This is a genomic window from Methylobacter sp. (genome assembly GCF_030680395.1).
In the GTDB taxonomy this organism is placed as follows: Bacteria; Pseudomonadota; Gammaproteobacteria; order Methylococcales; family Methylomonadaceae; genus Methylobacter_A.
The window spans coordinates 121,352-132,955 of sequence record NZ_JAUXVR010000025.1 but is presented as its reverse complement, the minus strand read 5'-3'; the positions used below and the strand labels follow the sequence as shown (position 1 = coordinate 132,955).

The following is an 11,604-nucleotide window of genomic DNA, read 5'->3' as shown; positions in this document are numbered from 1 at the left end:
ATTAGTCCCGTTTAAATTCATCAGGCACGTTAATATCTTTCGGTGGCAATGGCACTCTCCAGTCATTTTTCTGTGCCGATTTCAGCTGATAAACATAGGCAAGTATTTGAGCCACGGCTAAATAAAGCCCCTGCGGTATCTCTCTATCTATCTCGGTCGAATAATACAACGCTCTGGCTAAAGGCGGAGACGCTACCAGCGGCACATCAGCACCGATCGCCACATTACGAATTTGGGCGGCTATCAAATCGACACCTTTGGCGACTAATGTTGGCGCGCTATTTGAGTTCTGATCATATCTTAAGGCTACCGCATAATGGCTGGGATTGGTAACAATAACATCGGCTTTCGGCACTTCCGACATCATCCGGTTTTGCGCCATATCCATTTGCATCCTGCGCTGGCGGCCCTTTACTTCAGGACTACCCTCGGATTCTTTATGTTCATCCTTGATTTCCTGCAAGGTCATTTTCAGCTTCTTACTGTGATCCCACAGCTGATAGGGCACGTCAATCATTGCAATTAATACCAATGACGCACTGAGCATTAAGAAGCACGTGCCAATAATATTTAAGGCATGACCAATTGCCTGCTTCAGCGGCTCGGCGCCCAAGCCGAGCAATTCACTGATAAAGGATCTGTACAAAACAGTTGCAACGGCAAAGACCAACAAGATTTTCAGTAACGCTTTGAGCATCTCCACCAATCCCCGCACCGCAAACAGTCGGGGTATGCCCTTGATGGGATCCAATTTTTCCATCTTCGGAGAAATAGCCTCCCAGCTAAATATCCAGCCACCCAATGAGATGGGCGCAACAATCGCGACAATAACCATGAACGCAAAAAACGGCGCAATCAAAATAAGCCCATCGCTCATCGCCTGCTTAAAATGCAGCGTAGCGCTGCCCGGATCAAAAATGGTTGCGCGACTCACCTGAAATTCAATCCGCATCATTTCTAACAGCCCCTTGCCGATTTTCTCTCCCTGCATAAGCAAGAATGTTGCACTGACCATCAGTATGGCAAACGTATTAAGCTCTCTGGAACGGGCAATCTGACCTTTTTTCCTGGCGTCTTCTAAACGCTTGCCGGTAGGTTCTTCTGTTTTTTCTTGATCTGAATCTTCAGCCATAATTTATAAGCGCAACAACTGCCCGATGAAACCATAAGCATCCGTTAACATTCCGGAAAACTGATCCAACACATCAGGCAATGTTTTCCAAACCAACAGTAGTCCCAACATCAAGGTTACCGGGAATCCCACCGAAAAAATTTGTAATTGTGGAGCCGCTCTGGCCGCCACCCCAAAAATGACATTAACCAACAACAAACTGGCAATAACAGGCATAGCCAACAATAAGCCGCCGGCAAATATCTGGCTGCTCCATAGGAGGATTGACCAGATATTCGCTTTATCTATACCGTCAATACCAATGGGCAAGGTCTTAAAACTGTCCAGCAGCATTTGTATCAACAACAAGTGCCCATCCAAACTGATAAAAATCAACGTAGTGGTCACTGTATAGATTTGTGCAACCACAGGCACCTGCTCCCCGCTTTGCGGATCGACCATCATCGAAAAACCCAAGCCCATACTTAAAGCGATACCTTGCCCTGCAAAAACGACTGAGGCAAAAACCAGTTGCAAAATAAAACCGCTCGTCAAACCGATCACAACTTGCGTCAGAGCCATCATAAATCCGGTGTAACTAAACATGTCAACAGCCGGCAAAGGAGGAAGCAAAGGCATGACAACCAGCGTTATTGCCACTGAAAGAATCAGCCTGACTCGAGCCGGTACTGATCGAATGCTAAACAACGGCACAGATACAAACATTGCACTGACGCGCATTAACGGCCATATAAATAATGCCACATGGCCGAGAATTTGCTCTTCGGTAAAATTCAAAGTTCAGCCAATTAAATGCGGAATATCCCGAATCAAGCCCTGAAAATAATCAAGGAACATTTGCAGCATTCCCGGCCCCATAATCATCAAAACAAGCCCTATAACGATGACCTTGGGCACAAAAGTCAATGTCGCTTCATTGATCTGGGTAGCCGCCTGAAACATTGCGATAATCAAGCCTACTGCCAAAGAGGGCAGCAACACCGGCGCAGTCAGCTTGATCGCAACAATCATCGCTTCCTGTCCAACCATGTAAACAGTTTCCGGTACCATAATTTACCTTGAGTCGCTATCAGCTAACATAAAAGCTTGCCGCTAACATTTCCATGATCAAAGACCAACCATCAGCAAGAACAAACAACATTATTTTAAACGGGAGAGAAATAATCATCGGTGACAACATCATCATACCCATGGACATCAGCACGCTGGCAACCACCAAATCGATGATCAAAAAAGGTAAAAAAATCAGGAAGCCTATTTGAAATGCCGTTTTCAACTCACTGGTTACAAAAGCCGGCAACAACAACGAAAACGGCACGTTTTCGGCTGACTCCAGCTCTGCATTGCCGGAAATCCTGATAAACAATTCCAGATCGGCCTCTCTGGTCTGTTTTAGCATAAATTGCCGGAAGGGTTCGGACGCTTTTTCAATGGCGACAGTAACGTCGATTTTCTCTTCGAGATAAGGCTGAACGGCTTCGGTATTCACTTTGTCAAAAACCGGCATCATAATAAAAACAGTCAAAAACAGTGACAAGCCTAATAACACCTGATTACTCGGCGCCTGTCCGGTACCTAAAGCCGTTCGCAGTAAACTTAGAACAATCATGATCCGGGTAAATGAAGTCATGGTCAACAACAGCGCCGGCAACACGGTTAACAAGGTCATTAACGCCAGAATCTGGATCGTTACCGTATAAGTTTGGGCGCCTTGCTTGCCCGTCGTAACGGTGACTGCTTCAATCCCCGCTACGGCGTAAGCGGGTGTCTCGACCAACAAAAATGCAATGCTAATAATCAGCAACCGGAACAAGATGCTTTTATGCATTAGAGTGTCCTTTCATCACTTGCTTCACAATTGCACTAAATCCGCTATCTTTACCGATACACGAAGGTTCATTGGCAACTGTTCCCCCATCCTTGCAGCCGTTGCTGTTCAAACAATCGTCGCCCTCCAACACATGCAAAGCGTCTATACGCCCCGGTGTCACACCTAAAATAAGCTGTTTTTTTCCGACCTGGAGCAAAATGACTTTTTCCCGCATACCCAACGACAGGCCGCCGACAATGCGCATTTTTTCTGCGCCGTTGACAGAGATTCCGCTTAACTTGCGCATTCCCCATACACAGAAAAAAAAGATGCCCAAGACCATCAGCAACCCAACGCCCCAATGCAGCATATCTCCGGAAGAAACCGTCCTGACTGTCTGTTTTGGAACATCGGCGCCCGGTACAGCAAAGCAGACAGGAAACCACCAAAACATCAACCACGCGACAATTATTTTTTCAGGCATCAGGCTAATCTTTTAACCCGTTCAGATGGACTGATGACATCGGTTAAGCGAATACCGAATTTATCATTGATCACCACCACTTCACCATGAGCAATCAATGTGCCGTTTACCAGCACATCAAGCGGCTCTCCGGCAAAACGCTCCAATTCAACAACCGAGCCTTGGTTTAACTGCAAAAGATTTCTGATATTAATCTGTGTCCGGCCGATTTCCATAGAAATAGTAACGGGAACATCCAAAATAACATCAAGATTGATTTCATCACCTGAAGCTGAAGACGATCTTTTGTCTTCAAACTGACTATTAAATTCCTGGAATGCAGCAGCCTCAAAATCATCAATCGTTTCCGCACCCTCAGGTGTATTCGGGTATTCACTCATCTTATTTCCCAACTTAATATTGTTATAATCAAACCCTAAAGTGCGTCAGTTTGATTCAAGACCTTACTTTATCGATAATTTGTATTGCATAATTACCGTCCGATATGCCGACTTTACCTTCAAACACAGGAATTCCTTCTGCTTTAAGAATCACAGTGTCCGGCATATCAATAGGTATTACATCACCTTTTTTTAAACGCATAACGTCTCTTATAGTCATGTTTTTTTCCACCAGCAGACTGTTGACACTCACTTCCGCTCTTAACACTTCTCCACGTAATGCAGCCTGCCAACCACCATCTACCTCGCCACTGTCACTACTGATGGCATCCAGCAATTCGCGGATTGGCTCAAGCATCGCATAGGGCATAGCAATATTGACATCACCGCCCCCACCTTCCAGCTCAACATGAATGGTAGAGATCACAATAATCTCTCCAGGCCCTATAATATTGGCAAATCGCGGATTAATTTCTGCGCCCACATATTCAAAATCAAGCTCCATGACCGGCTTCCAGGCTTCTTTCAAGTCCTTGAAAATCATATCGATAATGATCCTAACCACCCGCATTTCAGTCGGTGTGAATTCCCTTCCTTCGGTCTGATTATAAAATTGTCCTGCACCGCCAAAAAAATTGTCTACCACGGTAAAAACAAGTCGCGGATCGATGACTATCAACGCCTTACCACGCAGGGGGTTAAACCGAACAATTGTCAGATTGGTTGGAACCAGTAGCCCTTGTATGTATTCAGAAAATTTTTGAACCTGAATGCCGGATATAAAGATTTCTGCCGAACGGCGTAGAAAATTGAATAACGAAATACGGATAAACCTGGCAAACCGTTCATTAACCATTTCCAGGGTCGGCATACGCCCGCGAACAATTCTTTCCTGACTGGCAAAGTCATATTCCCTGACTACGCCTTTTTCATGAAATTCTTCGGTACCTGCTTCAGAATAAAACTCGGAATCATCCTCTGTTTCAATATCTCCGTCGCTTACACCGTTTAGCAGTGCATCGATTTCTGCCTGCGAGAGTAAATCACTCATGTTATTGCATTACAAATGAAGTAAAAAATATCTGTTTAACCTGCCCTTTCCCTGCCATTTTTACTAAAACGGCGGTCACATCATCTAACATGGCTTTACCTAACATCTCCTTTCCTTCACGACTATTCAAACTGGCCGGATCCTGTGCACCAATCAGCATCAGCAGATTATTACGTATCATAGGTTCATTTTTTTTCAAAACTTCAATAGTCTCAGCACCCTCGACCAACATAGACACCGTAATTCGTCCGTGCTTGACTGTCGAACCCTTGGGGAAATCGACAACAACGGGTTTACTCATATCAAAATAGAGTTTTTCTACATGAACTGCCGCCTCATCCTCGCCACCATGTTCAACTTTTTCGCCGTTAGATGAATCTCCTTTCATAAGGAAGAAAGTGACACCGCCACCCGCTGCTAATAAAATTACTGCCGCGACAATCATGATGATCAGCGTTTTAGGAGATTTTTTTCCCTCTCCGCTTTCTTGCTCAAGTTCAGCCATGTTTTAACAAACCCTTTAGTTTTTAATCAGTAATTAAGCAATTTAAAGACCACAGAATAATAATACGTGCAAAAACAATCTAATAAAATATAGCTGCAATCCGCTTACCTCTGTAAATATCATTAACAAACAGCTGAATGCTATTATTGACCGACAGCATAAAACCAAATCATACAAGAAAAAAGATCCTTTTAAAAGAATAAGATAGCAATACTTGTAAATGTTAATAATTAACTACGCCAAGTATTAATTATAAGTCTCGAATAGTTAAGCAAATAAATACACTCACAGAACTGCGGCCTTAAAAAATGAAGCCGCCACAAAACCGACACCCTATTACGCGCAATGAAATTAAATAAAACTTTCTATTACAGCCAAAACTATCAAACTGTTCCACGATAAATATTCTTGATCGTTATATGCAATTCCTCATCAAAGCAACATCTTTCCTTGGAAAAATAAAATGGCATTGAAACCAAAGCAGCATGACCAATTTATGGTACTAATGACTGGTAATATCGATATTAATCATTTATCACTGAAACACCGGTATCAAAATATTATTGTAACCACCGCATACGATGATATTTTAATGTGCATTGAAACGACCCCATTCAACTTGATACTGCTTGACTTGACTGTAAACTTTTCGATCGCAGCTGTTCCCGACCGATTACGGCATTTCCGCCCTCCATGGATGGAGGAAATGCCGAGGACTGCCGGGAGCAGTCTCGACCTTCATCCATGGCAGACCGAACTTATCACTCGAATCAAAGATCCTCTTGGCATAAACAACAAAACACCGGTCATTGCCATCATTAATCCGACGAAAGACGCCCAGAGCGATCAACAATGCTCGACAGAGTTTGATGGTAGCCTGACTGGACCAATAACCGAGCAACAACTTAATAAGCTTATAGATCTTTGGCAAACAAAGGCTTCAGCTCTAGATTACATCCAAATAATCCTGAGTAAAGCCAAAAACAACCGGCGCCTTACTCTAACCCTGTTTGAAAAGTTGTTCGAGGAACTACCTTCGCAGGTCATTGACATTAAAGATGCACTGGAAAATAAGCAATATAATCTTGCCCGGGAAATTACGCACAAACTGAATGGTTCGGCGAGTTTTTGTGGCTTAATGGACATTCAACAATCGGCAAACGCACTGGAAAGCTGCTTGTTGAACAATAATTATGCAAGCGCACATCAGCACTTTCTCATGCTGCAGCAATGCATCTTAAATTTTACATGTCACCAAAAATTTATCCTGACAAATCTTGGCAAATGCTAAGCCCATAAAAAAAGCCCATGAAGGGCTTTTTTTATGGGCTGCAAAAACCGATTTTAGTCCAGCTCGTCAAGCAACGCTTGGGCTGCTTTTTTTTGCTCGATCGTACCTTGTTCAAGTACTTCTTTGGCAATATCTTTGGCCGCATCGGCATCGCCCATATCGACATACGCTTTTGCCAAATCCAGCTTCGTTTCCAACTCATCCATATTGGTAAGATCAGAAACACCAAATTCATCATATTGAGTGGACTGTCCACTGGTTGTTAGAGGCATATCCAAATCAAAATTAAAGTCAAAATCGTCGCCAAAATCATCATTAAAATCTAGTGCCTTATCCGTAGAAAATTCAACATCCTGTTGCTTTTTATTGCTATTTTCTAAAGCGCTAAAATCAAGACTTTCGATTTCATTTATTTCAGCATTATTGGAACCGGAATCAAATATATACGCTTCGAACTCCTGCTGTTTGTTGGGTAGCTGTGTCCCTGATGGCATGTCCAAAAAAACATTGGAAGCAACAAAGTCTTTCTCCGCTTCATCCGATTCCTTGGTGTCCATTGAGAATGAACCTAAATCAAAATCAATGCTTTCTATCTGCGCATCTGAGGATTTATCCGCAAAAACACTGGAAGCGACAACATCTTTCTCCGCTTTATCCGATTCCTTGGTGTCCATTGAAAATGAACTTAAATCGAAATCAATGTCTTCATTATTTCGCTGCTCATGAACAAAAGAATCAGCTTCAGATAAAATTAAATCAATATCCAGCTCTTCACTCTTTGGTGCCGTTGTTTCCTTAGCAAAACCCACACCGGCCGCCGCCCCGAAAGAAGTCGTTCCAGCAAATAGGTTCTCTTTATTGAACCCGCCATTTCCGCCGATACTTTCATTACTATTTTCAACGGATGCATTGTCAGTCACTGCAAACAGATCTTCTCCTGAAGAAAATAATGGCAAGTCAGGACAAATCTCACGCCCCATTTCAGCCGCTTTTTCCCAAAACTCGACCTCATTCTGCTTACCTGCCTCTACCAGTTCATTGGCATAGACTTCAAAAGCCGCTTTGTTTTCGTTAGCGTAAAAAATTTCCAGCAATTTCAACTTACATTCATCGCGGTTCGGCTGATCTTTAATCGCTTGCCGTATTAGTTCTTCGGCCTGCTGATAACGACCGTAAGCAAGATAAACATCAGCCTCGGATATAGGATCAATTTCTCCCTGATCGGTATCAAATGAGTCAAAATCACTCGGTGTAAATTCACTTAAGAAAGAACTTTCGCCTACCGTGCCCACATCATGAATTGCGCCATCTTCGACAACCGGTACAGAAAGACTTTCATCGGCTTCAGGCATGTTGATCATGCCCGAAGAGGCAAACATGCTTTCTGTATTCGTTTCCTCGTCAACCTTGCTTTTCCGCCACCAAAACCATCCCATCAACGCCAAAATCACCGACCCGGCACCACCCGCACCCAGATAATACGGATCGAATAAGCCACCTGCTTCAGGTTCCGGTTGAGCCACTGGCTGTACTGGCTGAGCGACAGCTTGCTGGGAAACTGGAGGAACTTGATCTACAGGCTTTGTTGTCACAACATCGCCTGACACTGACTCAGGCGGCTGAGGAACTGGCATTACTTGGTCAGCAGGTTGGGGCGCCACAATCTCGCCTGACGCTGCCTCAGCCGATTGAGGAACGAGTGTGACTTGGCCGGCAGGTTTGGCCTCAACAATCTGGCCCGGCGCTACATGCTCTTGAACAACAGGATTTTCCTTAGACTTATTCTGCAAAGCTGCGAGCTGTTGATCCTTTAAAGCGATCAATTCCTGCATCATCGCCAGCTGTTTTTCCAACTCTGCTATCTTGCTTTGCGTCCCACCGTCGGCCGATACGGTTTCACTTGCACCCCTTTCAGTTTTACCTTTAACAATCTCCGAGGTTACCGAAGATGCATCGACTGCTTTCTTTTCAGTACTTGCCTGTTCATTAACCGACGTTACAACAGCGTGATCGGCGACCGCCGCTTTAGTGGGGGCAACCAGAGTTAACTGATTATCGCCAGACCCTTCGGCTCTGCTCAGGACAGACTTTTCCTTTGCGACTCCATCGTGAGCGGGCGCCGAATGATTCTTCCAGGCTTTTTTATGCCGGTTGAATTCCGCTAATGCCTGATTTCGTGATAATTTTAGAACAGCTTCTCTTTCAGGAATCCTCAGCATTTTTCCAGCAGTTAACGCATAGACATTTCCTTTATAGAAAGCATCAGGATTTGCGTCATAAATCGCAATCATCATTTGCTCTACAGAAACGTCGTTCTGTCCTCTTGCACGTTCAGCCACACTCCAAAGCGTATCATTTCCAAGTGTAGGCCCATATTCGCCCTCGCTGCTTTGTCCATTTGCATGCGACTGACGCTGCGGCATAGCGACCGGGGGTTGCGCATAGCGTTCAGTGCTGGTTGAAACGGGAATAGTTGCCTGGTTATAAACTGAAGGAGGGTCCACCAATACAGTAAACTCACGATACAAATTGCCTTTTGGCCAGCTGACTTCGAGCAGAAAATCCAAAAAAGGTTCCTTTAACGCTTCCTTCGAAGTCAGCTTAATGACTGCCGTACCATTTGAATGAGTAATGGTTTCAAGTTTAATTTTCGATAGAAAATAAGTCCATGACACTCCCGCCTCATCAAATTTTTCAGGTGGAGCCAGGTTTACCTTAATGTCAGATACGCTTTCGCCTGACAATGTTAACGCAATCTCAGCATCCAGATTTTGATTAAGGGCCGAATGTAATTTAATCTCACCAATGCCTAAAGTATGGCCACTAGCCGGTGCCAGTAACGATACAACCGCTAAAGTTTTAGTTAAATTGCGCACCTTGCTCTTCTTCACAATAGTTACCACAGTTTCTTACCGCATCCAGTCAAATATGTAGACAAGCTTAGACTAGATGTAATTTTTTACCAGCACTTCTGCTATTTGCACACTGTTTAATGCCGCGCCTTTTCGAACGTTATCACCCACCACCCACAGATCAATTCCTTGAGGATGCGATATGTCTTCCCGAATACGCCCTACAAACACATTATCATTGCCTGACGACTCGGTTACTGCTGTTGGATAACCACCATCTTTACGCTCATCCATAAGCATCACGCCGGGCGCTTTCTCAAGTAACGCTCTTACTGTCGCCACATCAATTTTTTCACGGGTTTCAATATGCACGGCCTCGGAATGTCCGTAAAAAACAGGAACCCGCACTGCGGTTGCATTAACCAAAACGCTGTCATCACCCAGGATTTTTTGGGTTTCCCATACCATCTTCATTTCTTCTTTGGTGTAGCCGTTATCCATGAATACGTCAATCTGCGGCAACACGTTAAAGGCAATCTGTTTAGGGTAGACGTTTGTGATAATGGGTTGCATATTTAGAAGACTGGCTGTTTGTTTAACCAGCTCTTCTATAGCCTCTTTACCGGTGCCGGAAACAGCCTGATAAGTACACACATTGATGCGCTCAATCCCCACTGCATCGTAAATAGGCTTTAACGCCACCAACAGCTGAATAGTTGAACAATTCGGGTTAGCGATAATGCCACGATTTTTATAATCGGCTATTTTTTCGGGATTAACTTCCGGCACCACCAGCGGAATATCGTCGTCATAGCGAAACTGCGAGGTATTATCAATAACGACACAACCGGCGGCGGCAGCCTTTGGCGCGTATTCTGCCGAAACAGATGCACCCGGTGAAAACAAACCGATTTGTGCCTTTGAAAAATCAAAGGTAGCCAAATCCTGCACAACTAAAGATCGTCCTTTAAAAGGAATTCTTTTTCCCACTGAATTGCTGCTGGCCAAGGCATAAACCTCGCCGACAGGGAAATCGCGCTCTTCCAGAATAGACAGCATGGCTTCACCCACCGCACCGGTAGCGCCAACCACAGCGACGTTATATAGCTTGGTCATCTTATCCACCCTTCTGTGCAACTAAAACAGGTATACGCACCAACAGCATGGCAACGTAGCCCAAGCATATACCGGCCGGTAAAACTACAACTTTCTTTGTCATTAACTTTAAAACCTTTTATTCTGAAATTTGAATACTGATGATAACGGAATGTTTTTGAGTGCCCTGTTTATTAGGCTGGGTTACGCTTTTTGCATCCCGGCATTTAGTGCTCCAACTATACTGGATTAACAGCAATACCCTCTGGAGCACAAAAGCCGTCAATTCAACCTATGCCCCACCTAAAACAGCAAAAACTTTTTTGGTGATTTCATCGACACTGCCGACACCGGTTATGGAACTGAACTTGACCTGCTGCTCTGGTGCTGAATAATAGCCGACCAAGGGTTTAGTCTGTTCATGATAAACGCTGAGTCGTTTACGCACGGTTTCTTCTTTATCGTCGTCGCGCTGAATCAAAGGCTCACCAGTCACATCATCAACCCCCTCAATTTTAGGCGGATTAAACTCAACATGATAAGTGCGCCCTGATTGTAAGTGCACCCGTCTACCGGCCATGCGTTTTACAATCTCCTCATCTTCCACCACGATTTCAATAACCGTATCGACGCTGACGCCCATTTCATTCAGACCTTCAGCCTGAGCAATGGTTCGAGGAAATCCGTCCAGCAAGAAGCCGTTAGCGCAGTCGGCTTGGGTAATCCGTTCTTTAATCAATCCTAAAATAATGTCATCCGAAACCAGACCACCGGCATCCATCACTTTTTTTGCTTCAACACCCAACGGTGTCCCCTCCCGCACTGCAGCTCGCAACATATCACCCGTTGAAATTTGCGGAATAGCGTATTTTTCAGTAATAAATTGAGCTTGAGTTCCTTTACCGGAACCGGGACTCCCCAACAGGATGATGCGCATAACTAACTCCATTGTGTCGCTAAGACAGATTTAGACTTTAACATAACAGCTCGCGTAAGTCGGGTTA

The 11,604-nt window shown here is 44.4% G+C and carries 12 protein-coding genes; 1 reads left to right on the top strand and 11 read right to left on the bottom strand.

What is annotated here, in order from left to right:
- Window position 1: 1 nt before the first annotated feature.
- Genes flhB through Q8L79_RS10210 form a run of 8 tightly spaced genes read right to left on the bottom strand, consistent with a single transcriptional unit; the run spans window position 2 to window position 5,362 of the window.
- Window positions 2-1,132, bottom strand: a complete 1,131-nt coding sequence (gene flhB, locus Q8L79_RS10245; RefSeq protein ID WP_305270671.1) for a flagellar biosynthesis protein FlhB — start codon at window positions 1,130-1,132, stop codon at window positions 2-4.
- Between the two features lie 3 nt (window positions 1,133-1,135).
- Entirely contained in the window at window positions 1,136-1,909 is a 774-nt protein-coding gene (fliR, locus tag Q8L79_RS10240) for a flagellar biosynthetic protein FliR (RefSeq protein ID WP_305270669.1), read from the bottom strand.
- A gap of 3 nt (window positions 1,910-1,912) precedes the next feature.
- Entirely contained in the window at window positions 1,913-2,182 is a 270-nt protein-coding gene (gene fliQ, locus Q8L79_RS10235) for a flagellar biosynthesis protein FliQ (RefSeq protein WP_305270667.1), read from the bottom strand.
- A gap of 19 nt (window positions 2,183-2,201) precedes the next feature.
- A complete protein-coding gene (fliP, locus tag Q8L79_RS10230) occupies window positions 2,202-2,960 on the bottom strand; it encodes a flagellar type III secretion system pore protein FliP (RefSeq protein WP_305270664.1) in 759 nt (252 codons plus the stop codon).
- Entirely contained in the window at window positions 2,953-3,426 is a 474-nt protein-coding gene (gene fliO, locus Q8L79_RS10225) for a flagellar biosynthetic protein FliO (protein ID WP_305270662.1), read from the bottom strand. Before fliO ends, fliP begins: the two co-directional genes overlap by 8 nt.
- The gene (gene fliN / locus Q8L79_RS10220) at window positions 3,426-3,806 is read right to left on the bottom strand and encodes a flagellar motor switch protein FliN (protein WP_305270660.1); all 381 of its coding nucleotides are present in this window, start codon (window positions 3,804-3,806) and stop codon (window positions 3,426-3,428) included. Before fliN ends, fliO begins: the two co-directional genes overlap by 1 nt.
- A 55-nt stretch (window positions 3,807-3,861) precedes the next feature.
- Window positions 3,862-4,857: a flagellar motor switch protein FliM gene (gene fliM, locus Q8L79_RS10215; RefSeq protein ID WP_305270658.1), complete on the bottom strand. Its 996-nt coding sequence runs from the start codon at window positions 4,855-4,857 to the stop codon at window positions 3,862-3,864.
- A 1-nt stretch (window position 4,858) separates the two neighbouring features.
- Complete coding sequence (locus Q8L79_RS10210; protein WP_305270656.1) at window positions 4,859-5,362, bottom strand: flagellar basal body-associated FliL family protein; 504 nt, start codon at window positions 5,360-5,362, stop codon at window positions 4,859-4,861.
- A 463-nt stretch (window positions 5,363-5,825) separates the two neighbouring features.
- Between Q8L79_RS10210 and Q8L79_RS10205 the strand changes: the two genes are divergently transcribed.
- Window positions 5,826-6,653 carry an Hpt domain-containing protein gene (locus Q8L79_RS10205; RefSeq protein WP_305270654.1) on the top strand — a complete coding sequence of 276 codons (828 nt, stop codon included), beginning with the start codon at window positions 5,826-5,828 and terminating at the stop codon, window positions 6,651-6,653.
- Window positions 6,654-6,706: 53 nt separating this feature from the next.
- Here the strand turns inward: Q8L79_RS10205 and Q8L79_RS10200 are convergent, their stop codons facing one another.
- The 3 genes from Q8L79_RS10200 to adk all read right to left on the bottom strand — a co-directional run bounded on the left by Q8L79_RS10200 (window position 6,707) and on the right by adk (window position 11,537).
- Window positions 6,707-9,544 carry a FimV/HubP family polar landmark protein gene (locus Q8L79_RS10200; protein WP_305270652.1) on the bottom strand — a complete coding sequence of 946 codons (2,838 nt, stop codon included), beginning with the start codon at window positions 9,542-9,544 and terminating at the stop codon, window positions 6,707-6,709.
- Between the two features lie 54 nt (window positions 9,545-9,598).
- Window positions 9,599-10,621 (bottom strand): aspartate-semialdehyde dehydrogenase, encoded by a 1,023-nt coding sequence (locus Q8L79_RS10195; RefSeq protein WP_305270651.1) that lies wholly within the window; start codon window positions 10,619-10,621, stop codon window positions 9,599-9,601.
- Between the two features lie 271 nt (window positions 10,622-10,892).
- Window positions 10,893-11,537 (bottom strand): adenylate kinase, encoded by a 645-nt coding sequence (adk, locus tag Q8L79_RS10190; protein ID WP_305270649.1) that lies wholly within the window; start codon window positions 11,535-11,537, stop codon window positions 10,893-10,895.
- Window positions 11,538-11,604 lie beyond the last annotated feature (67 nt).

Excerpts from the sequence above, each read along its gene's own strand:
- fliM (WP_305270658.1), bottom strand. The coding sequence starts at position 4,857 with ATGAGTGATTTACTCTCGCAGGCAGAAATCGATGCACTGCTAAACGGT.
- Q8L79_RS10205 (WP_305270654.1), top strand. The coding sequence starts at position 5,826 with ATGGCATTGAAACCAAAGCAGCATGACCAATTTATGGTACTAATGACT.
- Q8L79_RS10210 (WP_305270656.1), bottom strand. The coding sequence starts at position 5,362 with ATGGCTGAACTTGAGCAAGAAAGCGGAGAGGGAAAAAAATCTCCTAAA.
- fliO (WP_305270662.1), bottom strand. The coding sequence starts at position 3,426 with ATGCCTGAAAAAATAATTGTCGCGTGGTTGATGTTTTGGTGGTTTCCT.
- fliQ (WP_305270667.1), bottom strand. The coding sequence starts at position 2,182 with ATGGTACCGGAAACTGTTTACATGGTTGGACAGGAAGCGATGATTGTT.
- adk (WP_305270649.1), bottom strand. The coding sequence starts at position 11,537 with ATGCGCATCATCCTGTTGGGGAGTCCCGGTTCCGGTAAAGGAACTCAA.
- flhB (WP_305270671.1), bottom strand. The coding sequence starts at position 1,132 with ATGGCTGAAGATTCAGATCAAGAAAAAACAGAAGAACCTACCGGCAAG.
- fliP (WP_305270664.1), bottom strand. The coding sequence starts at position 2,960 with ATGCATAAAAGCATCTTGTTCCGGTTGCTGATTATTAGCATTGCATTT.
- Q8L79_RS10195 (WP_305270651.1), bottom strand. The coding sequence starts at position 10,621 with ATGACCAAGCTATATAACGTCGCTGTGGTTGGCGCTACCGGTGCGGTG.
- fliN (WP_305270660.1), bottom strand. The coding sequence starts at position 3,806 with ATGAGTGAATACCCGAATACACCTGAGGGTGCGGAAACGATTGATGAT.